The sequence below is a fragment of the Polaromonas sp. YR568 genome (assembly GCF_943369675.1).
Classification (GTDB): Bacteria; Pseudomonadota; Gammaproteobacteria; order Burkholderiales; family Burkholderiaceae_C; genus Polaromonas.
Genome location: NZ_CALROB020000028.1, coordinates 49,646 through 72,948, shown reverse-complemented (window position 1 = coordinate 72,948; position 23,303 = coordinate 49,646). Strand labels below are relative to the sequence as shown.

The window sequence follows — 23,303 nt, the reverse complement described above, 5'->3', positions numbered from 1 at the left end:
TACGGCTACCGCCGGCTGCAGGCTTCGTTGACCAGGCAGCGCGTCACCATCTCCGGGAAGGTCGTGCAGCGGTTGATGAAACAAGAACGCTTGGTCGTTGCCAAGCCCAAGCGGCGTCGCTACGGCTCCTACCTGGACGAAATCAGCCCTCAGCCGGAAGTAGCGGAGTACTGTTGTCAGCGGTCATAAGCGAAGTATTGCGCCAATGCTGTCATGCGTCTACCTGCCGGTTCAAGACAAACCGGCTCCGTTAACCAGCCTGATCGGTACCTTGGACAAATCGACCCCCTCAAGGCAGCAAGCATTGATGGCCCAGCCCTCAAACGGCAGCTTGCCTTGCGCTATTTCTTCTGCGGTCGGCGCGCTCGGAATCCGAAAAGGCATGATTCCGCAATTGGGACAGAAGTAATCTTTGGCGGTACGCGAGTTCCATTCATAGACAGTCAGGTTTACAAGCGGGGTGAGCATGCGAAGCGCTGACTTGGGAACCCTGTGGATCAGCGCACCTCGGCGTCTGCACACTGAGCAATTGCAGCTCCTGACGTGATCAAGGTCGGTATCTACTTCGAAGCGGCAAGCGCCGCAGTGGCATGAGCCTTGGAAAGTATTCATAGCTGTGAATTTTTACGCAAATCCTCGCTTGCCGGCTATTCGCTCGAGAGCGGCATAAGTGTCAAGAGTACGCTAGTGAAAACTTGGCGCGGTTCCCTCCACGAAGCAGATCTGCGAGGATCGATGAGCTCACCTGGCATCCGTACTACCATGCACAAGCGGAGAGCCGATCCCGAGAGGTTTACCTCAAACCCGGATCGGACGTCCGCGTGGCACGTTTGGATTCTCGCCATGCGGCCGGTGTCGACCCGACCTCGCGCCGAAATACCGCGTTCAGGTACTGCACTGAGCGGAACCCAGAGGCCTGCGCAATCTCTGCAATGCCCGTGTCTGTGTGGGCCAAAAGCTCGAAGCAGTGTTCCAGTTTGCGCTGCAGGATTTGGTCGTGCACCGAGCGATTGAGGTCGCGGCGGAAATACATTTCCAGCGATGAACGCGACATGCCCATCATCTCAGCCACCTGCTCGGTCTTGATGCCCTGGCAGGCGTACTGGCGTATGTAATAGAGCCCCCGCATCACCGCCGGGCTGTGCTTGACGTCGCGGGTGGTCGACGCCCGGCTCTGGACACCGGCCGGCGGTACCACCACGCGGGTGCCGCGAACCGGCGAGCCGCTCAGCGCCTGATGCAGCAGCTGCGCCGCGCGGCGGCCCATCTCGGCCGTGCCCTGGCTCACGGAGCTGAGCTCAATGCGGGTGAGGTGCTGCCCCAGCGTATCGTTGTCAATGCCGATGATCGCCACCTCGTCGGGCACGGCGATGTCGGCGACGATGCAGGCCTGCAGCAACTGGCGCGCGCGCGCGTCGGTGACGGCGACGATGCCGATCGGCTTGGGCAGGCTGTCCAGCCAGGCGATCAGCTTCTTGGTGGCGCTCCCCCAGGTAGGTGCGCTGGTGGCGAGGCCGCGGTGAATCTCGCCCGAAGCGCCGTTGCGCAGCAGCCATGCCGAAAAGGCCCTCTCGCGCTCCTGGGCCCAGCGGTTGAGCGGGGATTCCGGGAGGCTGTAGCACGCGAATCGCGTCACGCCGGCTTCCACCAGATGTTCCAGAGCGTGCGCGACCAGCAACTGGTTGTCCGTGGCCACGTAAGGGACCTGGCCCGGGTAGCTGGAGGGGTCCTCGTACGAGCCGCCGATGGCGATGACCGGGACATGGGCGCCCGTGAGCGCCCGCGCGACGGCGGGGTCGTCGTAGTCCGCGATGATGCCGTCGCCCTCCCACTCGTGGATGCCGTCCAGCCGGAAGCGGAAGTCCTCCTCCAGGAACAGGTCCCAGGCCACCCGCGTCTGTTTCACATAGTCGCCGATGCCGATGAGTATCTCGCGGTCGTAGACCTTGCTGGCATGGAACAACAGGGCCACGCGCAGGACTGCGGGGCCGTTGGTCCGGCCGGGCCGGCGCGGGGTCGGGCTTTTGCTCATGGAAGGCCGATCTTGGCACATCAAGCCAATTGCTGCGATGCAGAAAGAAATTTCGTAAGCCGCACTCGGCAATTTCGCAAGCCGCCGCGCGGGCGCACCCGCTAGCATCGCCACTCTGCTTGTCGCGGTGGGGGGCACTCCTCCCATCGCGTGAAGGCGCGCCCTCCATGGGCGCGAAGCAGAAAACGGCTTCCGGGGAAACCAACGAGGAAATCGATGACTGAGCCAACCCGCTACCCGAGTCTCAACGGCAAGAGCGTGCTCATCTCCGGCGGCGCCACGGGGATAGGCGCTTCCCTCGTGGAGCATTTCGCCGTGCAGGGCGCCCGGGTGGGGTTTGTCGACATTGACACGGAAGGGGCCCTGACTTTGTTGGCCAGGCTCGAAGGTGAAGGGCTGCGCGGCGTCCATTTCGAGGAATGCGATGTGACGGACATCCCCCGCCTGCGCGGCGCCATAGGCGCGCTCCGCCGGCACATCGGCCCCATCCAGGTTCTGGTGAACAACGCGGCGAATGACCAGCGCCATCTGATTGAAGAGACCACGCCCGAGTCCTGGGATGCCGGCGTGGCCGTAAACCTCAAGCATTACTTTTTTGCCGCTCAGGAGGTTTTCAAGGACATGAAAGCCCTGGGCGGGGGCTCCATCATCAATTTCGGCTCGGTGAGCTGGATGGTCAAGACGGGCGGGATGCCTGTGTACACCACCTGCAAGGCCGCGGCCCAGGGACTCACCCGAAGCCTTGCGCGCGACTTCGGCCCGCATCGCATCCGTGTCAACACGGTGGTCCCGGGTTGGGTCATGACCGAAAAGCAGGTTCGGCTGTGGGTGACCCCGCAAGCGAAGATCGAACTGGCGAAAGCGCAGTGCCTGCCCGGCGAACTTGCTCCCGGGGACCTCGCGCGCGCCGTGCTCTTTCTTGCCTCCGATGACAGCAGCATGATGACGGCGCAGGACCTGGTCGTTGACGGTGGCTGGACATGAACGCTCCGGCGGCGCGCGATCTCATCCTTGTGACGGGCGCGACCGGCAAAGTCGGGCGGTCCTTCATCGAGCGTCTGCTGGGCGATGCGCGCTACGGCAGGTTTCGGCTTCGCGCGCTGTGCCACAAGCGGACCTTGCCTGCGCACCCCCGGGTCGAATCCGTGCAGGGCTCCATCCAGCATCGAGACGACGTCCGCCGCGCGCTGGAAGGCGCAACGCACGTGCTGCACCTGGCGACCAGCAAGGAGACGCCGGACGATGTGATGGACGTGGCGGTCAAGGGCATGTTCTGGCTGCTCGAGGAATGCCGCGCCAGCAGCACATTCCGGCAGTTCCTGCTGGTGGGGGGAGATGCCGCAGTGGGCCACTTCTACTATCCGCACAGCGTTCCCGTCGTCGAGAGCCAGCCGCACAGCGCCTACCCGGGGTGTTATGCCCTGTCCAAGGTGCTCGAGGAAGTGATGCTCGAGCAATACCAGATCCAGTACGGGCTCAACGGCTGCTGCCTGCGCGCGCCCTGGATCATGGAAAAAGACGATTTCCGTTATTCGCTGTCCTTCGGCGACGACGTTTTCGGCGGTCCCCGCTGGCACGAGCTGGTGGGGGCGGCGAGGGCGCTCGAATACATGGCCGCCGAAGCCATTCCGGTGATGCTGGATCCGCAAGGCAAGCCGGTGAAGCGCAACTTCGTGCATGTGGACGACCTGGTCGAGGCGCTTTTGCTGGCGCTAGATTCGCCGCAGGCCAGGCACCAACGCATGAACGTCTGCATGGATGAGCCCGTCGATTACGGGGCGCTGGGCGACTACCTGGCGCGCACGCGCGGAACGCCGCTGGTTCCCGTACCCACCCCCTACCACTCGACATGGCTGGACAACAGCAAGGCGAAATTCCTCCTGGGCTGGCGCCCCCGGTACGACATGGCGCGGCTGGTGGAGGCAGCGTGGACCTACCAGCGCTCCGCCGGGGACCCCCGTATCGTCTGGTATCCCGGATAGGAACACCCGCTCCACTCGCCGCCGCACCGGGAGGAGCAGGGAAGCAGAAAGACCGGGTGCCGGCGCGCTTTGACCAAACCAACATTCAGGAGACAGGACATGAGACCTCTTCAGCGACGCACCTTCACGGCAACCCTGGCCGCCGGCCTCGTGCCGGCATGGAGCCCGTTTGCCCACGCCCAGGCCCCAGGCAAGAAACTGGTGATCGGCTTTGCCCAGACCGGCGCCGAGAGCGAATGGCGAACCGCGAATACCGATTCGGTCAAAGCCGCTGCCAAGGCGGCCGGCCACGAATTGAAGTTTTCCGACGCGCAGCAGAAACAGGAGAACCAGATCAAGGCAATCCGCTCCTTCATCACCCAGAAGGTGGACGTCATCATTCTGGCACCGCTGGTCACGACAGGCTGGGACACCGTGCTGAAGGAGGCCAAGGCCGCGAAGATTCCCGTTATCCTGGAGAGCCGCAACGTGGTGGTGAAGGACCCCTCCACCTGGACTACCTTCATTGGCTCCGACTTCGTCGAGGAAGGCCGCCGTGCGGCGAAATGGCTTCTCGACAATACGAAGAACACCACGGGCCCCGTCAACATCGTCGAGCTCCAGGGAACGGTCGGCTCGGACCCCGCGATCGACCGCAAGAAGGGATTCGACGAAGTCATCAAGACGAATCCGCGCTACAAGGTCATCCGCTCCCAGACCGGCGACTTCACGCGCGCCAAGGGCAAGGAAGTGATGGAGGCCTTTCTGAAGGCCGAGGGCAAAAAAATCAACGTTCTGTACGCGCACAACGACGACATGGCCATAGGCGCGATCCAGGCGATCGAGGAAGCCGGCCTCAAGCCCGCCAAAGACATTCTTGTCATCGGCGTTGACGCCGTCAAGGGTGCCTTCGAAGCCATGATCGCGGGCAAGATGAACGTGAGTGTGGAGTGCAACCCTCTCCTTGGTCCGCAACTGATGGAGGCGGCGGCGAAGGCTGCCGCCGGCCAGCCCCTGGAGCGCTGGATCAAGACCATCGAGGGTGTATTCCCGGCCGAAATCGCGGCCAAGGAGTTCCCCAACCGCAAGTACTAGCGAACGTACTGGCGAAAGACCGGCGAACCGGTTTTGCATTCGTAGGGCGACAAGAAAGCGGCTGGCCTGGAAGTCGCGGCCCATTACGACCCACCCGCGCGGTTTCGCGATCGCGCGCATGCCGCCAGGCCGGCAAAAAAACGATCAGGAGACAGCCATGCATACAAGACGAGACATTCTTGCCGCAAGCGCCGGCGCAGCACTGGCGGGTATCGCGGGCCCCGCGGCGGCGCAGACCTATGAGCCCGCCTGCTTCAAGCCTTTTTCCGCCAGCACCAAGACCATCCAGTACCCCGCCAAGAAAGGCCCCTACCGCATCGCCCTGGCCAACGGCTACGCGGGAAACAGCTGGCGCATCCAGATGATCAAGTCGCTCAAGGCCTACGCGGCGACGCCGGAGATGAAGCCCCACATCAAGGAACTGAAGGTGGTCTCCACCGGCACCGACGTCGCCGCGCAACTGGGCGCCGTCGACAACTTCATCAATGCGGGCTTCGACGCCATCCTCACCATCGCGGTGTCGCCCACGTCCTTCAAGCCGGTGATCAAGCGCGCCAGGGATGCGGGTGTGGTCCTGATCCCCTTCGACAATGTGCTGGACACCGATGAGGTCATCCAGGTCAACGAGGACCAGTTCGAGATGGGCCGCCTCATGGGGCGATGGCTGGAAAAAAACGGCGTCACCAGCGGCAAGGTGCTTGAAATCCGCGGGCTGCCGGGAAACTCGGTCGATCGCGACCGGCACCTGGGCTTTCGCGAGATCATGGAAAAGCACAAGGGCGTGCAGATCGTCGAGGTTGTGGGCAACTGGGACGACGGCACTTCCCAGAAGGTGGCGGCGGACGCCATCGCCGTGCACGGCCGGTTCAACGGCATTTACACCCAGGCCGGCTCCAACGGCACGGTCCGCGCGCTGATCGAGGCCAAACATCCTTTCGTGCCTATCGGCGCCGAAGGGGAAAACGGCTTTCGCAAGATGGTCTACGCGCATAACAAGGAGGGACTCAAAGGCGCCTCGGCCGCGCAGTCCCCCGGCCTGGTGGCCGTGGCGCTGAAGGCGGCCATCGCCGCGCTGCAGGGGCAGAAACTGCCCCAGTACATCTCGGTGCCCATCCCCTACGTGGAATACCCGCAGATGGAGCCGGGAAAGAACTTCTACCCCGAGCTGCCGGACACCTTCTATGTGGCCAATGAGTTCCCGCCGTGCAACATCAACATCACGGCGCCGGACATCATGAAGCAGAGCGAAGGCAACACCTGAAGGAACGCGCCATGCCCGAGGCCTTGCTGCAGCTCCAGGGAGTCTCCAAGCGCTATGCGGGCGTGCGCGCGCTGGACGGCGCCGACCTCACCTGCCATGCCGGTGAAATCCATGCCGTTCTCGGTGAAAACGGCGCGGGCAAGTCCACCCTGATCAAGGCCATCGCCGGGGTGGTGCAGCCCGATGCCGGCCGCATCCTCATGGAGGGAGCCGAGCTGCGCCTGGTGTCGCCGAACGTGGCCAGAGACCACGGGATCGCCTGCGTGTTCCAGGAGTTGTCCCTGGTGCCTGACCTCTCGGTGGCGGAGAACATCTTCCTGGCGCGGCCGCCGCGCCGGCGCGGGCTGATCGACGCCAGGGCCCAGCAAGAGCAGGCGCTGGCGTTGCTGGACAGGCTGGGCTGCGGCGACATCCATCCCAAGGCGCGCGTGCGCGACCTGCCGCTTTCCAGGCGCCAGCTGATCGAGATCGCCAAGGCGCTGAGCCTTCAGCCGCGGCTGCTGATCCTCGATGAGGCGACCTCCGCCTTGAGCGGTGAGGACGTGGAGCGGCTCTACAAGCTCCTGTTCGAGCTGCGGGCGAGCGGTGTGGGCTGCCTGTTCATTTCACACCGCATGCATGAGGTCAAGGCGCTGGCCGATACCTGCTCGGTGTTTCGCAGCGGCCGGCGCGTGGACACCTTCCCCAGTGGAAGCCGCTCCGATGAGGAGGTGGTGCAACTGATGGTAGGCCGCGATGTCGCCAGGTCCTATCCGCCGAAAACCGGTCCCGCGCCCTGGGCCCAGCCCGCCATCAGCGTGGAGGGCCTGAGCTGGCCTTCCGAGCTGCACGACATTTCGCTGGAGATCAAGGCGGGTGAAATCGTCGGGCTGGGAGGGCTGGACGGGCAGGGCCAGCGGGAGCTGCTGCTGGCCCTGTTCGGTGTGCTCAAGGGCGTCCAGGGCAAGGTGCGGGTGTTCGGCGAGCCGCGCGGCCTGGCGCCGCACAGGTGCAGGGATCCGGAGCTGGGCATTGCGCTGATCCCCGAGGACCGCAAGACCGAGGGGCTGATCCTGCCCATGAGCATCCGGGAGAACATGAGCCTGGCCAACCTGCCGGCGCTAGGCCGCCTGGGCATCCTCAGCGCGACGGCGGAGCACTCCGCCGTGGCGCGGATGGTGGAGCAGCTACGCATCAAGATCGGCTCCACGCAAGATGCGGTGCAGACCTTGTCGGGCGGGAACCAGCAGAAGGTGGTGATCGCCAAATGGCTCATGACCCAGCCGCGCGTGCTGCTGCTCAATGACCCGACCCGCGGCATCGACGTGGCCACCAAGCAGGAGCTGTATGCGCTGCTGCGCCGGCTGGCCGGCGAAGGCGTGGCCGTGCTGCTGTATTCCACCGACTACGAGGAGCTGGTCGGCCTGGCCGACCGCGTGCTCATCATGTATGAGGGCCGGATCGCCCGCACGCTGGCCGGCGGCGAGATCAGCGAACACGCGATCGTGGCTTCTTCGCTCAATGTTTCGCTCAACGACTCGCTCAACGTTCCCTCCGGCGGCCGGGAGGCCGCCACCGCATGAACCGGCGCGGCGAATGGGCCATGGCATTGCGGCGCAACAGCGGGCCGCTCGCCGCCCTGGCGGTGTTCGCCCTGATGTTTGCGCTGTTCCTGCTGGAGCATCCGCGCTCGATCTCCGTGGCCATCGTGACCACCGCCTCCAACAAGGCGGTGCTGCTGGCCATCGTGGCGATGGCGCAGACCTTGCCTGTCATCACCCGGGGACTGGACCTTTCCGTCGGCATGGTGATGGTGCTGACCGGATGCCTCGCCTCCACGGTGGTGAACGGTGCGCCCTGGCAAGTGGCCCTGGGCGTCGTGCTGGTGCTGGCCTGCGGCGCGGCGGCGGGCGCCCTCAACGGCGCCATCGTGGTGTTCGGGCGCCTTCAGCCCATCATCGTCACGCTCGCCACCGGCGCGGTGTACTTCGGCTTTGCGCTGCTGCTGCGGCCCGCGCCCGGCGGCGAGGTCAGCGAGGGGCTGGCGGACGCCCTGACCGGCCGGCTGTTCGGGGTCATCCCCGCCACCCTGGTCCTGCTGGCCGCGCTGGTGGTGCTGGGCTGGATGCCTTTCCGGCGGACGGTGATCGGGCGCGCATGTTATGCCGTCGGCTCGTCGGAGCAGGCCGCCTACCTTTCCGGCGTTCCGTCCGAGCGCGCCAAATTTCTCGCCTACACCCTCGCCGGGCTGCTGTCGGGTGTCGCCGGGCTGCTGCTGTCGCTGATCGCGCTGTCGGGTGAGGCCAGCGGCCCGCAGGCGGGGCTGTACACCCTCAACTCCATCGCGGCGGTCGTGATAGGCGGCACCTCGCTGTACGGCGGCACCGGCGGGATGGTCGGCTCCATCCTCGGCGCCTTCGTGCTGCGCACCATCGGCGACCTGCTGTTCGTCTTCAACGCGCCGGCGCTGTGGCAGCCGCTGTTCGAGGGCCTGATCCTGCTGGGCGCCGTGTGCATGGGCGCGGCGCGCGTGCTGCGCGTCAGAAACCGCCTGGAGCTTTTCTGATGAACGCGAGTGAAGTGATCGCCGCACAGCCTTCGTCCGGGGCCCGGAGGCGGCCCGTGCGATGGCTGCTGCTGAACCCGCCCGCCGTGGTCGCGCTGTGCTGCCTGGCGCTGCTGCTGGCCGGCAGTGCCGTGAACCGCAACTTCCTGATGCCCACCTACCTGCTGCAGCAACTGCAGATCGCCGCTTTCCTCGGGCTTGCCGCGGCGGGCTTGATGGCCGTCATCCTGCTAGGCCACATCGACCTGTCCGTGCCGTGGACCATCACCACTGGCGCCATGATGGCCGCCGCCGCGGGGGCGGCCTTCGGGCCCGGGTGGGCCATTCCCGCCGGCCTGCTCTGCGGAGCGCTGATCGGATTGGTGAACGGCCTGGGCGTGGCTTTCCTGCGGATTCCCTCGATGATTTTCACGCTCGGCGCGAATGCCGTGCTGCAGGGCCTGATGGTGCTGTACACGGGCGGCCATGCACCGCAGGACGCGGCCACCCCGCTGATGCGCGACCTGGCCGTGGGCAGGACTGCGGGCCTGCCCAACGCGGTGCTGACCTGGGCGCTGGTCTCGCTGCTGGCGTACCTGCTGCTGACGCGCACGGCGGCGGGCCGCTACGTCTACGTGATCGGCAACAGCGAGCGCGCCGCCTACCTCAGCGGCGTGCGAACCGCCGGGATGACGGTCGCCTGTTTCGTCGCCTGCGGCATGCTGTCCGCGTTCGCCGGCGTGCTGCTGGCCGGGTATTCGGGCAACGCCTACCAGGCCATGGGCGACCCCTACCTGCTGCCGGCGATCGCGGCCGTGGTGCTGGGCGGCACCAACATCCTGGGCGGCCGCGGCAGCTACCTGGGAACGGTCGCCGGTGTCGTTTTCATCGTGCTGTTGCAGAGCATGCTGGCCGTCCTGCAGATGCCTGAAGCAGGCCGGCAGATCATTTACGGCGTGCTGATCCTGGCCATGCTGATGCTGTACGGAAGATCGGCCAAAGTGAGGTAAGTGGAGTGAGCATGGGTGAACACTATGGCATTCGCGGCGAGTTCCGCCTGCACGACGCGCGCTTTCGCGGCGTGGTGCCCCCTAACGGTTTTGTCGAGAAGCTCTACTGCGGCGCGCGCTGGGCCGAAGGGCCGGTGTATTTCCCCGCGGGCGATTTCCTGCTGTTCAGCGACATCCCCAACAACCGCATCCTGCGCTGGGTGCCCGATGGCGCCGGGCCCGGATGTGTCGTGGAGTTCCGCAAGCCCTCTGATTTCACCAACGGCAACACGCGCGACGGCAAGGGCCGCCTGCTGAGTTGTGAACATGGCACGCGCTGCGTCAGCCGCACCGAACATGACGGGCGCCGCACGGTGATCGCCTCCTCGTTCCAGGGCAAGAAGCTCAACTCGCCCAACGACCTGGTGGCCGGGCCCGACGGGGCCTTGTGGTTCTCCGACCCGACCTACGGCATCCTTTCCGACTACGAGGGTTATACGGCGGAGCCCGAGTACGGAGGCCGCTACGTGTTCCGTGTCGATCCCGCCGGCGGCCGGGTGGACGCCGTCGCGACTGACTTTGTCCAGCCGAATGGGCTGGCCTTCTCGCCTGACGGAAAGCGGCTGTACATCGCGGACTCGGGGGCCTCGCACGACCCCGAAGGGCCGCGCCATATCCGTTCGTTCGAGGTGGCAGAAGGCCGGCTGCGCGGAGGCGAAGTGTTCGCAACGGTGGACACCGGTATCCCGGACGGGCTGCGCGTGGATGCCCTGGGCAATGTGTGGACCAGTGCCGGCGACGGTGTCCACTGCTTCACGCCGCGGGGTGAGCTGCTGGGCAAGATCCTCATTCCGGAGCCGGTGGCCAATCTCGAGTTCGGCGGTCCCCGGGGTAACAGATTGTTCATCACGGCGACCACTTCACTGTATGCCTGCTACCTGGCGGTGTCCGGCGCCGGCGCCCACGCACCACGGCCCGGCTGAGCCGTGCTCCGGTGCCGGGCCAAGCGCCCTCACGCCGATTCGCACAGGTTCACGTCAATTGCTGCAATGCAGAAAGAAATTTCATAAGCCGCGCTCGCCAAATTCGCAAACTTGCGCGGCGGCGCAGGGGCTAGCATCGCCACTTTGGTTGTTCCGGCGCAGACATGACCTCCTTCGAATCCCTACCCCAGGTCCTCTATGAGGGCCCGCAGTCGACGAATCCACTGGCCTACCGCCATTACGACGCCAAGGAGCGCGTGCTGGGCAAGACGATGGAGCAGCACCTGCGGCTCGCCGTCTGCTATTGGCATACCTTTGTGTGGCCGGGTAACGACGTGTTCGGGCAGGGGACCTTCGCGCGGCCCTGGCACGTGCCCGGCGACGAGTTGACGCTGGCGCGCCGCAAGGCCGACGCCGCCTTCGGCCTGATCTCGCGGCTGGGCGTGCCCTTCTACACTTTTCACGACACCGACGTGGCGCCGGAGGGCGCGAGCCTGGCGGACTACCGCGGCAACCTCTCGGCCATGGTGGACGTGCTGGCGCAGAAGCAGCAGGAGACGGGCATAGCGCTGCTGTGGGGCACGGCCAACCTCTTCAGCCATCCACGCTACGCCGCCGGGGCCGCGAGCAACCCCGACCCCGAAGTCTTCGCCTATGCCGCGACGCAGGTCTTCAGCGCGCTCAATGCCACCCACCGGCTGGGCGGCGCCAACTACGTGATGTGGGGCGGCCGTGAAGGCTACGACACGCTGCTCAACACCGACCTGCGGCGCGAGCGCCGCCAGCTCGGCCGCTTCATGCAGATGGTGGTGGAGCACAAGCACAAGATCGGCTTCCAGGGCCAGCTGCTGATCGAGCCCAAGCCGCTTGAGCCCACCAAGCACCAGTACGACTACGACAGCGCCACGGTCTATGGTTTCCTCAAGGAATTCGGCCTGGAGCACGAGATCAAGCTGAACATCGAGGCCAACCATGCCACGCTGGCGGGCCACAGCTTCCAGCATGAGATCGCCACGGCCGCTTCGCTGGGCATCTTCGGCAGCATCGACGCCAACCGGGGCGACCCGCAGAACGGCTGGGACACCGACCAGTTCCCCAACAGCGTGGAAGACCTCACCCTGGCGATGTATGAAATCCTGCGCGCCGGCGGCGTCGGCAGCGGCGGCTTCAACTTCGACGCCAAGGTGCGCCGCCAGAGCATGGATCCGGTGGACCTGCTGCATGGCCACGCGGGCGCCATCGACGCGCTGGCCCTGGCGCTCAAGAGCGCCGCACGGCTCATCGAGGCCGGTGAGCTCGAGCGCTTTCGCGCCGAGCGTTATGCCCGCTGGGAGGGTGACCTGGGCCGCGGCATCCTGGGCGGGGACATGAAACTCAGCGAGGTCGCCGAATACGCCTTCGTCCAGGACATCAGGCCCAAGCCGGTAAGCGGCCGGCAGGAGTGGTTGGAAAACCGCGTGAACGCCGCGATCTTCGACCCCGTCGTCTGAAGCACCGGCAGGAGCGCCCACCATGAACCCGGCCGTCGGCTTCCAGCAGGTGACAAAGCGCTTCGGCCCCGTGCAGGTGCTGCACGGCGTGAGCTTCGCTTTCGCACCCGGCCGCGTGTACGGCGTGCTGGGCGAGAACGGCGCCGGAAAATCCACGCTGATGAAGATACTGGCCGGCTACGAACAGGCCAGTGAGGGTTCGGTGGAGATCGCCGGCCAGGCCGTGAGTTTCCGCGGGCCGCGCGACGCCGAAGCCGAAGGCATCGTGATGATCCACCAGGAGTTCAACCTCGCCGACGACCTGACCATCGCCCAGAACATCTTCCTCGGGCACGAGTTGATACGCCATGGCTTCCTCGACGAGGCGGAGATGGCGCGCCGCGCCGAGGCGGCCATGCGCTCGGTGGGGCTCACCTGCAGCCCGGGCCGGCGTGTGCGCGACCTGATCGTGGCCGAGAAGCAGCTGGTGGAGATCGCCAAGGCGCTGAGCCGCAATGCCCGCGTGCTGGTGATGGACGAACCCACCGCCACGCTCACGCCGTCGGAAACCGACCGGCTGTTCGGCCTGATCGCGCAATTGCGCGACCAGGGCGCCACGGTGCTGTACATCTCGCACAAGCTGGACGAAGTCGAGCGCATCACCGACGAGGTGCTGGTCATGCGCGACGGCCGCCTGGTGGCGCAGCGGCTCACGGGCAGCGTGAGCCGGCACCAGATGGCCAGCCTCATGGTGGGCCGTGAACTCAGCGACCTGTTCCCGCCGCGGCAGCCCGTGCCGGACGGCGCGCCGGTGCTGCTCAAGGTTGAGGGCCTGCAGGTGCCCGGCTGGGCGCAGGACGTGAGCTTCGAAGTGCGCGCCGGTGAGATCCTCGGTTTCGCCGGGCTGGTCGGCGCCGGGCGAACCGAGTTGTTCGAGGGCTTGCTGGGCCTGCGTCCGTCGAGCTGCGCGGCGGTGGAAATCACCGGCCGTCCATGGACGCGGCGCAGCCCGCGCTCGGCCGCGCGCCTGGGACTGACCTACCTGAGCGAGGACCGCAAGGGCCGCGGCTTGCACCTGCGCATGGGCCTGGCGGAGAACCTCACGCTGATGGCGCTGGAGCAATACGCCCGGCCCTGGCTTGACCCCGCGGCGGAGCGCGCGGCCCTGAAGCAGGCCAGCGAGGCCTTCGGCATCCGCGCGTCGGCCGGTGTGCCGGCCTCGGCGCTGTCCGGCGGCAACCAGCAGAAACTGGCGCTCGCGCGCGTGCTGCAGCCGCAGCCGCAAGTCGTGGTGCTTGACGAGCCCACGCGCGGCGTGGACGTGGGCGCCAAGCGCGACATCTATTTCCTGATCCGGCGCCTGGCCGCCGAGGGCCGCGCCGTGGTCATCGTCTCGTCCGAACTGCTGGAGCTCATCGGCCTGTGCCACCGCGTCATCGTCATGCGCCAGGGCAGGCTGGCGGCCGAACTGCCGCAGGACCAGCTCACCGAAGAATTGCTGATCGCCCATGCAACTGGAACCCACTAAGCCCATGGCCGGCGCAGCGCCGGCGCCTATGGCCGCGCGCCGGTGGTCCGGCCTGCGCGGCGGCGGCCCGCTGGCGGGCCTGGTCCTGGTGTGCCTGCTCGGCGCCATGCTGAACGAGAACTTCGCCAGCCTGGACAACGTCATGAACGTCCTCACGCGCACGGCCTTCATCGGCATCATCGCCGTGGGCATGTGCTTCGTGATCATCTCCGGCGGCATCGACCTTTCCGTGGGCTCGATGGCGGCGCTGATCGCCGGCACCATGATCCTGCTGATGAACGCCGCCGCGGGCGCCGGCTGGCCGCCGCTGGCCGCCATCCTGGCCGGCATGGCCTGCGCCATCGCGCTCGGTGCGCTGTTCGGCCTGGCCCATGGCCTGCTGATCACCAAGGGGCGCATCGAGCCCTTTATCGTGACCCTGGGCACCCTGGGCATCTTCCGCGCCTACCTGACTTACTTTTCCAACGGCGGCGCGATCACACTGGATGGCACGCTGGCCACCGCCTACGGCCCGGTGTACTACGGCAGCTGGCTGGGCGTGCCGGTGCCGGTATGGGTCTTCATCGTGGTCGCGCTGCTGGGCGGCCTGATCCTGAACCGGACCGCCTACGGCCGCTATGTGCAGGCCATAGGCTCCAACGAGCAGGTGGCGCGCTACGCGGCCGTGGACGTGGACCGCGTGAAGGTGATCACCTACATGCTGCTGGGCATCTGCGTGGGCATCGCCACCGTGCTCTACGTGCCGCGCCTGGGCTCGGCCTCGCCGGCCACGGGCCTGCTCTGGGAACTTGAGGCGATCGCGGCGGTGATCGTCGGCGGCACGGCGCTCAAGGGCGGCGCCGGCAGCATCACCGGCACGGTGATCGGCGCGGTGCTGCTCTCGGTGATCAGCAACATCCTGAACCTCACCAGCATCATCAGCGTGTACCTGAACGCCGCGGTGCAGGGCTTCGTGATCATCGCGGTGGCGTTCTTCCAGCGCGGGCGCAAATGAGGCATTCCACCGGCGGCACTGCCGTCTTTTCAGCCAACCCAAAGAGGAGACAAACCATGAAACCGATCACCCAACTGCTCGCGGCAGGCGTCGCGGCCCTGGCCTTGTTCGGCACCGCGCCTGCGGCGCTGGCGCAGAACAAGCCGCACATCGGCGTGTCCATCCCGGCCGCCACCCACGGCTGGACGGGCGGGGTGGTGTACTGGGCCAACCGCACCAAGACGGAGCTGGAAAAGCAATACCCCGGCCTGAAGGTCACCGTCAAGACCGCCGGCTCCGCCGCGGAGCAGGCCAACCAGGTCCAGGACCTGCAAACGGCCAACAAGATCGACACGCTGGTCATCCTGCCCTTCGAGTCGGCCCCGCTGACGCAGCCCGTGGCCCAGGTCAAAGGCAAGGGTGTGTACGTGACGGTGGTCGACCGCGGCCTGACCGACCCCAGCGCACAGGACGCCTACGTTGCGGGCGACAACCCGGGCTTCGGCAAGGTGTCGGGCGAATACCTCGCCAAGGCACTGGGCGGCAAGGGCAACGTCGTCGTGCTGCGCGGCATCCCGACCGTCATCGACAACCAGCGCGTGGACGCGTTCATGGCCGTGATGAAGGGCCAGCCGGGCATCAAGGTGCTGGACGCCAAGCACGGCAACTGGAACCGCGACGACGCCTTCAAGGTGATGCAGGACTTCCTGACGCGCTTCAAGCAGATCGACGCCGTCTGGGCTTCCGACGACGACATGGCCGTCGGTGTGCAGAAGGCCATCGAGCAGGCCAAGCGGACCGACGTCAAGCTGGTGCTGGGAGGCGCAGGCTCCAAGGACTACATCAAGAAGGTGATGGACGGCGACAAAGTCGTGACGGCCGACGTCACCTACTCGCCCAGCATGATCGCCGACGCGATGAAGCTCACCGCGGCCGCGCGCGTCAAGGGCGAGAAGCTGCCGGCCTCCACCATCATCCCCTCGGTGCTGGTGACCAAGGACAACGCCAGGCAATACTATTTCCCCGACTCCCCGTTCTGAGGCAGCCATGGCCAGACCCGTCACACTTTTTACCGGACAGTGGGCCGACCTGCCGCTGGCCGAACTCGCACCCCTGGCGCGCGGCATGGGCTATGACGGGCTCGAGCTGGCCTGCTGGGGCGACCATTTCAACGTGCAGGAAGCGCTGGCGAGCGAAAGCTATGCGAAGGACAAGCGCGCGCTGCTGGAGAAGCACGGCCTGCGCTGTTTCGCCATCGGCAGCCACCTGGTGGGCCAGGCGGTGTGCGACCTGATCGATGAGCGTCACAAGGCCATCCTGCCCGCGCATGTCTGGGGCGACGGCGACCCGGAAGGCGTGCGCCGGCGCGCCGCGCGCGAGATGCAGGACACCGCCCTTGCGGCCGGCAGGCTCGGCGTGAAAGTCGTCACCGGCTTCACGGGCTCCTCGGTCTGGCATTCGCTGTACGCCTTCCCGCCGACCTCGCAGGAATACTGGGAGCAAGGCTTTCGCGACTTCGCGCAACGCTGGAAGCCCGTCCTGGACACCTTCGAGTCCGTGGGCGTGAACTTCGCCCTGGAGGTCCACCCCACCGAGATCGCTTTCGACACCGCCTCGGCGCAGCGCGCCGTCGAAGCCGTGGCGGGGCACAAGCGCTTCGGCTTTAATTTCGACCCCAGCCACCTGGGCTACCAGGGGGTGGACTACGTGAAGTTTTTGCGCACCTTCCATGACCGCATCTACCACGTGCACATGAAAGATGTGTGGTGGGGCAAAGGCGACGGCACCGTGGGCGTATTCGGCGGCCACACCAGCTTCGGCGACGCGCGCCGCCACTGGGACTTCCGCAGCGTGGGCCGCGGCATGATCGACTTCGAATCCATCATCGTGGCCCTGAACGACATCGGCTATGCCGGGCCGCTCAGCGTGGAATGGGAGGACAGCCGCATGGACCGGGTGCACGGCGCCACCGAAAGCGCCGCCTATTCCAAACGCCTGGACTTCAAGCCGGCGGCCGGCGCCTTCGACGCGGTCTTCGACAAGGCCAAGCAGGGCGGGATGGCCGGGTCATGAAAAAGCTGCGTTATGCCATGGTGGGCGGCGGGCAGGGAGCTTTCATCGGCGCCGTGCACCGCAAGGCCATGGCGCTGGATGGGCAGATGGAACTGGTGGCTGGCGCGCTGTCGTCCGACGCTGAGCGCGCGCGCACGTCAGGCCGGGAACTCGGCCTGCGCCCGGAGCGCAACCATGGTCGCTGGCAGGACCTGCTGACCGACGAACTGAAGCGGCCGGTGCAGGACCGTATCGACTTCGTCTCCATCGTCACGCCCAACCACGTGCACTTCCCGGTGGCTCTGGCCTTCGCCGAGGCGGGCATCCACGTGGTCTGCGACAAGCCGCTGGTGCACAGCAGCGAAGAGGCCCAGGCGCTGGAGCGCGCCGTGCAGCGCAGCGGCTGCGTCTTCGGGGTGACCTACAACTACACCGGCTATCCCATGGTGCGTGAAGCCCGCGAGCTGGTGGGCAAAGGCGTGATCGGCGAAGTGCGCAAGGTCATCGTCGAATACAACCAGGGCTGGCTTGCCACCAAACTGGAAGCGACGGGGCAGAAGCAGGCCGACTGGCGCACCGACCCCGCGCGCAGCGGCCTGGCCGGCGCCATCGGCGACATCGGCTCGCATGCCGAGAACCTGGTGGCGACCGTCACCGGGCTGGAACTGGACAGCATCTGCGCGGACCTGACCGCCTTTGTGCCCGGGCGCCGGCTGGACGACGACGGCAATGCGCTGCTGCGCTTCAGCAACGGCGCCAGGGGTGTGCTCATCGCCTCGCAGATCGAGGTGGGGTGCGAGAACGATCTGCGCCTTAGGGTGTTCGGCACGCAAGGCACGCTGACCTGGCACCAGGAAGAGCCGAACCGGCTGGTTCACTCGCCCATCGACGCGCCCGCGCGCGTGCTGACCCGCGGCTCGCCCTGGCTGGGCGAGGCCGCGCGCCGCGCCACACGCCTGCCGACCGGTCATCCCGAGGCCTTTCTCGAAGCCTTCGCGAACGTGTACCTCGGCGTGGCCGCGCACATCCGCGCGCTGCAGGCCGGCCTGGCGCCGGATCCGCTGGATGCCGACTATCCCCGCCTGGCCGACGGCGCGCGCGGCGTGCGCTTCATCGAAAAAGTGGTGGAGTCCACCGGCAGCCAGGCCAAGTGGACGCCGATGCGCTGACGCATGTTCCTCGGCATCGATCTCGGGACTTCCAGCGTCAAGGCCGTCGTGCTGGACCGCCGGCACCAGGTGCTGACCGTCGGCACGGCGCCGCTGGCGGTCGACCAGCCGCAGCCGCTGTGGCGCGAGCAGGATCCCGATGCCTGGTGGCGCGCTTGTGATGGCGCCGTCCGGGAAGCGCTGGCCGGCCTGGTGGCGGCGGGGCACAGCCCCGGCGACGTGGCGTGCATCGGCCTGACCGGCCAGATGCACGGCGCCACCCTGCTCGATGCGCAGGACCAGGTCCTGCGGCCCTGCATGCTCTGGAACGACGGGCGGTCCGCCGCGGAATGCGAGTTGCTGGAAAGCCAGGTGCCCCGCTCGCGGCAGATCACCGGCAACATGATGATGCCCGGCTTCACGGCGCCCAAGCTCTTGTGGGTGGCGCGCCATGAGCCAGCGGTGTTCGAGCGCGTGCGCCGCGTGCTCTTGCCCAAAGACTGGCTGCGCTGGCGCATGACCGGCGAATACGCCACCGACATGTCGGATGCGGCGGGCACGCTGTGGCTGGACGTTGCCAGGCGTGACTGGAGCGACGAACTGCTGGCCGCCTGCGGTCTGTCGCGCGCGCACATGTCAACGCTGCACGAAGGCCCCGAGGCCACCGGCATGCTGCGGGCCGATCTCGCGCAGCGCTGGGGCTTGCGTTCCATCCCGGTGGCCGCCGGCGCGAGCGACAACGCCGCCGGCGCGCTCGGCGCCGGTGTGTTCCGCGCCGGCGACGCCATGCTGTCGCTGGGCACCTCGGGCGTTGTCTTCGTCGCCACGCGTGAATTCGTCTCCAATCCCGCGCAAGCCGTGCACAGCTTTTGCCATGCCTTGCCGCAGGCCTGGCACCTGATGTCGGTCATGCTGTCGGCGGCCTCGTGCCTGGATTTCACCGCCTCGTTGGTCGGCGAGCCCGACGTGGAACGGCTGCTGGCCGAGGCCGAGGCGCGCGGCTTGAGACCGTCCACGCCGCTGTTCCTGCCCTACCTGAACGGGGAACGCACGCCGCACAACAACCCGCATGCCCAGGCCGTGTTCTTCGGCCTGAATGCCGGCACCGCGCGCGCCGACCTGGTCAATGCCACCCTGGAAGGCGTGTGCCACGGGCTGGCCCAGGGCATCGCGGCCTTGCAGGCCACCGGCGCCGGGTTCACGCAGGTCAGCCTGATTGGCGGCGGCTCGCGAAGCGCCTACTGGGCCCAGATGCTTGCGGACGCCACGGGGCTGGAAGTAATCCGGCGCGAGGACTCCGCCGCGGGCCCCGCCCTGGGCGCGGCCCGGCTGGCCTGGCTTTGTGTGGACAAGGCCGACGCGTGGGGCGTCCTCAAGGCGCCCGTGACATTGGACAGTTACGTACCCCGGGCCGCCGAGCAGGCGCGATGGCGAGACCGCGGGGCGCGTTTTGCATCGCTATATGCCGGTGTGGCGCCCTTGTACGGTTCGTAGCGGGGCGCCCTAAGCCGCAAGCGCATGACCGTCTCCAATTCAAGGTCCGATCTGGGGTGCGCTAACGACGTTTTCGTGAGCTACAAGCCGGGCGCCTTGATCGACGCCAGCACCCGGTCGACATCACGAGGCGACAGCTGCATCCATCTCTGCCTGGATGATAGCGAACGACTCGGACGGATTTTCTGAGCGAGAGATAGAACGCCCGACGACGAGATGGGTTGCCTCCCAACGTATGGCATCGAAGGGAGTGTTAAGTTGCAATAGGTTGTTCCCGCCAAGTCTGGGGGCTGAAGGCTTGTAGCCGAGAGCCGAGTGGGGCCTTCGGGCGTTGTAGTAACTCAGGAACGCGGGCAGCCAGGCGGTACGCTAGACAAAATACCTACTTGTCACAGCACAAAAGGCGGCTCGCCCGTCAAGATACCGTAGGTTACAGACCGAGCGGACATCAGCGGAACCTATTTGGGGCATTCATGATGGAGATTGCAGCTGCGATGGAACGCCTCTGACGGCTGTTGGCGAGAAACCAAAACGTTTCTTGAATCGGACCGAAAAACGCGAGGCTGATTCGTAGCCGACTTGATAGGCAATTTCTGAAATCGGACGGTCGGTGACTTGCAAGAGCGTCAGTGCCGTCGTCATGCGCACATCGATCAGGATGTCGTTGAAAGACTGTCCCTGATCCGCGAGCCGACGTCTGAAGGTCGCTTCGCTCAATGCGAGAGATTGCGCCAGATCTTTTGAGATCCAAGTTTTTTCCGGTGCGGCCCCGATCATGAGGCGCACTTTCCGTTGCAGATCGGAAGGCGTTTCTGGATCGAAGATCAGCCCTGAATGCGCCAGCCAAGCCAGCAGTTCCAGCATCCGGTGCTCGGCAACCACGCCTGGAATGCGGCCGGGCGTGGCAATGGCTTGGGCGGCACGTTCGAACGATTGCACGAATTCACTGCCCAAGCCTCTTAGCCCAGCGACATCCTTCAGCTTTTTGTAATTCGGAAGAGTTCGCTCTAGCTTGGAGAGGATTGAGTTTTCGCAGACGATCCAAGTGGATTCAAACTGCCCTCGTTCTGTTTCGTTTTGAACATCGCAACTCGCACCTGGCGCAACCGCCACAGCATCGCCGGGTGACAGAACGATCCTCTTACCGCCGATCTTGATGGTCTTCCTGCCACGCCTCAGCAAGATGAGCGAGGGGTGATCGGTTGTGAAGGTGTGAACGAGCAAATCGTTCCGCTGAAGAACCGATGCGGTCAGACCGACGTCTTGCCTCGACCAGACCATTCGTTGGATTTGGAGTTCGCCCTTCACGTTCTGCCTCGGCATGAATCAATTTGATCGGATCGGCACAGCGATTGATGGTATCAGCACATCCGGTGAAGGAGCCTGCATCTATTCTGAGTACGAACTTTAAACGATGAAGAAGGAGAAGATACGATGATTCTGTATGCCTCACCGCTTGCCTGCTCGGGCGCGGCCCACATGATCCTGCTTGAGCTTGGCCTACCTCATGAAATCGAATTCGTCGATATCTACGTGCAACCCCATGTCTTGATCGACGATGGATCACTATTCACTGACGTGAATCCAAAAAATTCCGTTCCGGCGCTTAGACTGGATTCCGGCGAACTGCTGACCGAGGTCGGCGTCATCCTGCAATACATTGCCGACCTGAAGCCCGACTCCAGTCTGCTCCCGAAAGCGGGCAGCCTGGCGCGCTATCGCGTGATGGAGTGGTTGAGCTACGTGGGTTCCGATGTACATAAAACCATCGGACCGTTGTTCCATCCGCATATGCCAGAGGCAGCGAAAGAGATACACAGGCAGAACCTGCACCGCAGGCTGACCTGCATTGAGCAACTGCTGGTGCATCAACCCTACGTGACAGGCGATGCTTTCACGGTAGCTGATGCCTATCTGTTCGTGATGATCGGATGGGAGCCTTATTTCAAATTCGATCTGACGCCATATCCGAACCTCGCAAAGTTCCACGGACGGGTTGCATCGAGACCGTCATATATGCGCTTTCGTCAGATCATTGCACCGGTGTTTGAGCGAGTGAAGCTTCCAATCTTTCCCAATGTGGGATTGGAGGCAATGAGAAGATAGTGCGCTTCGGGCCGATCTTGGCGGTACTGCAATCTTTTGCCTAGCCACCAAAATACCGGGGAACATACCGGGGAACAAAAAACTGAAAAAGTTTTACAGCGCAGTATTTACGGGGTTTGGCGGGGATCTTCAGCAAGCGGCCTTTTTCTTTTGGCGCATGGCTGTTTCACGCATCGACAGCTTGCCGGGATCGCATTCCATGCCCGAACGTAGCCGCATGTGAGCGAATGCTCATCCGGTTTCATCCAGCCTTCGCAGGACCACTCGCAAGGCTTTGGCAAAGCGCGGATCCGCGACGGCCCCCACGTTGAAGCGTGACCACTTCGAGCGTTGTGACGAGTCCACGCAGAACACCTTGCCCGGCGCCGAAACAATTTTTTCGCTGAGCATCTCCTGCGCCAGCTTCAATGAGTCCGGCACGCCGGGCAGCGCCGCCCACAAATAAAGCGTTTGCGGCGGTTTGGCGAAAATCTCACCGCCCACACCCTCGAACAGGCGGACCGCCTTGGCGGTGGCTTCGGTGATGCGGTCGCGCAAGCGCGCCAGGTGGCGCTGGTAATGGCCTTCGCTCAGGATGACGTCCACCGTGCGCTCGCAATATTCTGAACTGCTGACGTGGATCAATGCCTTCAGGTCGGCCAGGTCGCTGGCCAGGTCAGCGCCGCAGGCGATGAAACCCACCCGCAGCGCGGCGGAGAAGGACTTGGAGAAACTGCCGCTGTAAATCGTACGGTTGAGCTGGTCGAGCGCCGACAGGCGCGGCATGGACATGGGCTTGAAGTCGGCCAGCGGGTCGTTTTCAACCAGCAGTAAGTCATATTTTTCGGCCAATTGCAGGACACGGAACGCCTTGGCCGCGCTGATGTCCGAGCCCGTGGGGTTGTGGCCCACCGACTGCGTGAAGAACAAGCGCGGCCGGTGTGTGATGAGCAATTGCTCCAGCGCCTCGAGGTCGGGCCCGTCGGCCAGCCGGGGTACGCCGACGATGCGGGCGCTCGCCAGCTTGAGCTTGCCGAACAGCGGGTAATAGCCCGGGTCATCGGCCAGCACCGTGCCGCCGGGCGGCACAAAGTAGCGGATGACGATGTCCATGGCCTCGTTGGCGCCGTGCGTCAGCACGATTTGCCGCGCTTCGGCGCCTATGCCCAGGTCGGCCAGCTTGCGCACCAGGTGGTGGCGCAGCGGCTCATAGCCGAAGCGGCTGCCGTAGCGGAAGAGGGCGCCCAGCCCGGTGCGCACGACCTTGTGGTGAAACTTGTCCAGGCGCGCGCCGGCCAGCCACTCCACCGGCGGAAAGCCGTCACCCACGCTGAGCTGGTCGGCCTCCCACTTGAGCTGCTCGCGCATCAGCCAGACGATGTCCATCGCCCGGCCCAATGATCCGGCTTCTTCTTCCGCCGGCTTGGGCGCCGCGGCGCCCAGCACGTAATAGCCCGAACCGCGCCGCGGCTCGACGATGCCGCGCGCCACCAGCAATTCAAAGGCCGCCACCACGGTATTTTTCGCGTAACCGTGCAGCTCGGCCAGTTCGCGCAGCGACGGCAGCTTTTCGCCGGCCTTGAAGGCGCCCTCCGCGATTTGCCTTTCCAGTGATGCGGCCAGCGTGGCGGCGATGGTGGTGGGCTGCGCTGGTGATTTGGTTCTGGGCATGGAAGCTGTGATCAATCGTGTTGGATCGTGATATGGGA

20 protein-coding genes and 2 pseudogenes are annotated in these 23,303 nt (G+C 65.4%); 17 read left to right on the top strand and 5 right to left on the bottom strand.

The window, feature by feature from the left end; translation table 11 throughout:
* Positions 1 to 159, top strand: a pseudogene (locus tag ACLV8F_RS16140) (IS3 family transposase); the annotation flags it as partial.
* 72 nt (positions 160 to 231) lie between these two features.
* On the opposite strand, the gene ACLV8F_RS16135 reads toward ACLV8F_RS16140, so the two are convergent.
* Both ACLV8F_RS16135 and ACLV8F_RS16130 read right to left on the bottom strand, forming a co-directional pair.
* Positions 232 to 612 carry a GFA family protein gene (locus tag ACLV8F_RS16135; protein ID WP_411885218.1) on the bottom strand — a complete coding sequence of 127 codons (381 nt, stop codon included), beginning with the start codon at positions 610 to 612 and terminating at the stop codon, positions 232 to 234.
* 181 nt (positions 613 to 793) lie between these two features.
* Positions 794 to 2,032 (bottom strand): XylR family transcriptional regulator, encoded by a 1,239-nt coding sequence (locus tag ACLV8F_RS16130; RefSeq protein WP_411885217.1) that lies wholly within the window; start codon positions 2,030 to 2,032, stop codon positions 794 to 796.
* Positions 2,033 to 2,248: 216 nt separating this feature from the next.
* Between ACLV8F_RS16130 and ACLV8F_RS16125 the strand changes: the two genes are divergently transcribed.
* From ACLV8F_RS16125 to xylB, 15 genes are all read left to right on the top strand, one after another.
* Complete coding sequence (locus ACLV8F_RS16125; RefSeq protein WP_411885216.1) at positions 2,249 to 3,016, top strand: SDR family NAD(P)-dependent oxidoreductase; 768 nt, start codon at positions 2,249 to 2,251, stop codon at positions 3,014 to 3,016.
* Positions 3,013 to 4,014, top strand: coding sequence for an NAD-dependent epimerase/dehydratase family protein (locus tag ACLV8F_RS16120; RefSeq protein WP_411885215.1), 1,002 nt, complete (start codon positions 3,013 to 3,015; stop codon positions 4,012 to 4,014). Before ACLV8F_RS16125 ends, ACLV8F_RS16120 begins: the two co-directional genes overlap by 4 nt.
* A 99-nt stretch (positions 4,015 to 4,113) precedes the next feature.
* Positions 4,114 to 5,088, top strand: coding sequence for an ABC transporter substrate-binding protein (locus ACLV8F_RS16115; protein ID WP_411885214.1), 975 nt, complete (start codon positions 4,114 to 4,116; stop codon positions 5,086 to 5,088).
* Between the two features lie 157 nt (positions 5,089 to 5,245).
* A complete protein-coding gene (locus ACLV8F_RS16110; protein WP_411885213.1) occupies positions 5,246 to 6,349 on the top strand; it encodes a sugar ABC transporter substrate-binding protein in 1,104 nt (367 codons plus the stop codon).
* 11 nt (positions 6,350 to 6,360) lie between these two features.
* Positions 6,361 to 7,911 carry a sugar ABC transporter ATP-binding protein gene (locus ACLV8F_RS16105; RefSeq protein ID WP_411885212.1) on the top strand — a complete coding sequence of 517 codons (1,551 nt, stop codon included), beginning with the start codon at positions 6,361 to 6,363 and terminating at the stop codon, positions 7,909 to 7,911.
* Positions 7,908 to 8,894 carry an ABC transporter permease gene (locus ACLV8F_RS16100; protein WP_411885211.1) on the top strand — a complete coding sequence of 329 codons (987 nt, stop codon included), beginning with the start codon at positions 7,908 to 7,910 and terminating at the stop codon, positions 8,892 to 8,894. Before ACLV8F_RS16105 ends, ACLV8F_RS16100 begins: the two co-directional genes overlap by 4 nt.
* Positions 8,894 to 9,883 carry an ABC transporter permease gene (locus ACLV8F_RS16095; RefSeq protein WP_411885210.1) on the top strand — a complete coding sequence of 330 codons (990 nt, stop codon included), beginning with the start codon at positions 8,894 to 8,896 and terminating at the stop codon, positions 9,881 to 9,883. Before ACLV8F_RS16100 ends, ACLV8F_RS16095 begins: the two co-directional genes overlap by 1 nt.
* Before the next feature lie 11 nt (positions 9,884 to 9,894).
* A complete protein-coding gene (locus tag ACLV8F_RS16090; RefSeq protein WP_411885209.1) occupies positions 9,895 to 10,845 on the top strand; it encodes an SMP-30/gluconolactonase/LRE family protein in 951 nt (316 codons plus the stop codon).
* 164 nt (positions 10,846 to 11,009) lie between these two features.
* On the top strand, positions 11,010 to 12,335 hold the full coding sequence (gene xylA, locus ACLV8F_RS16085; protein ID WP_411885208.1) for a xylose isomerase: 1,326 nt from the start codon (positions 11,010 to 11,012) through the stop codon (positions 12,333 to 12,335).
* 22 nt (positions 12,336 to 12,357) lie between these two features.
* Positions 12,358 to 13,842: a sugar ABC transporter ATP-binding protein gene (locus tag ACLV8F_RS16080; protein ID WP_411885207.1), complete on the top strand. Its 1,485-nt coding sequence runs from the start codon at positions 12,358 to 12,360 to the stop codon at positions 13,840 to 13,842.
* Positions 13,823 to 14,836, top strand: a complete 1,014-nt coding sequence (locus ACLV8F_RS16075) for an ABC transporter permease (protein WP_411885206.1) — start codon at positions 13,823 to 13,825, stop codon at positions 14,834 to 14,836. Before ACLV8F_RS16080 ends, ACLV8F_RS16075 begins: the two co-directional genes overlap by 20 nt.
* Before the next feature lie 56 nt (positions 14,837 to 14,892).
* The gene (locus ACLV8F_RS16070; RefSeq protein ID WP_411885205.1) at positions 14,893 to 15,855 is read left to right on the top strand and encodes an ABC transporter substrate-binding protein; all 963 of its coding nucleotides are present in this window, start codon (positions 14,893 to 14,895) and stop codon (positions 15,853 to 15,855) included.
* Positions 15,856 to 15,862: 7 nt separating this feature from the next.
* A complete protein-coding gene (locus ACLV8F_RS16065; protein WP_411885204.1) occupies positions 15,863 to 16,888 on the top strand; it encodes a sugar phosphate isomerase/epimerase family protein in 1,026 nt (341 codons plus the stop codon).
* The gene (locus ACLV8F_RS16060) at positions 16,885 to 18,036 is read left to right on the top strand and encodes a Gfo/Idh/MocA family protein (protein ID WP_411885203.1); all 1,152 of its coding nucleotides are present in this window, start codon (positions 16,885 to 16,887) and stop codon (positions 18,034 to 18,036) included. Before ACLV8F_RS16065 ends, ACLV8F_RS16060 begins: the two co-directional genes overlap by 4 nt.
* A 3-nt stretch (positions 18,037 to 18,039) precedes the next feature.
* Complete coding sequence (xylB, locus tag ACLV8F_RS16055; protein ID WP_411885202.1) at positions 18,040 to 19,509, top strand: xylulokinase; 1,470 nt, start codon at positions 18,040 to 18,042, stop codon at positions 19,507 to 19,509.
* Positions 19,510 to 19,758: 249 nt separating this feature from the next.
* Here the strand turns inward: xylB and ACLV8F_RS16050 are convergent.
* Both ACLV8F_RS16050 and ACLV8F_RS16045 read right to left on the bottom strand, forming a co-directional pair.
* Positions 19,759 to 19,878 (bottom strand): annotated as a pseudogene (locus ACLV8F_RS16050) (IS481 family transposase); the annotation flags it as partial.
* A gap of 102 nt (positions 19,879 to 19,980) precedes the next feature.
* A complete protein-coding gene (locus tag ACLV8F_RS16045; protein WP_411885201.1) occupies positions 19,981 to 20,832 on the bottom strand; it encodes an AraC family transcriptional regulator in 852 nt (283 codons plus the stop codon).
* A gap of 111 nt (positions 20,833 to 20,943) precedes the next feature.
* Between ACLV8F_RS16045 and ACLV8F_RS16040 the strand changes: the two genes are divergently transcribed.
* Positions 20,944 to 21,615 (top strand): glutathione binding-like protein, encoded by a 672-nt coding sequence (locus ACLV8F_RS16040; RefSeq protein ID WP_411885200.1) that lies wholly within the window; start codon positions 20,944 to 20,946, stop codon positions 21,613 to 21,615.
* A 231-nt stretch (positions 21,616 to 21,846) separates the two neighbouring features.
* Here ACLV8F_RS16040 and ACLV8F_RS16035 read toward each other — a convergent pair whose 3' ends face one another.
* A complete protein-coding gene (locus tag ACLV8F_RS16035) occupies positions 21,847 to 23,265 on the bottom strand; it encodes a PLP-dependent aminotransferase family protein (RefSeq protein WP_411885199.1) in 1,419 nt (472 codons plus the stop codon).
* Between the last annotated feature and the right edge of the window lie 38 nt (positions 23,266 to 23,303).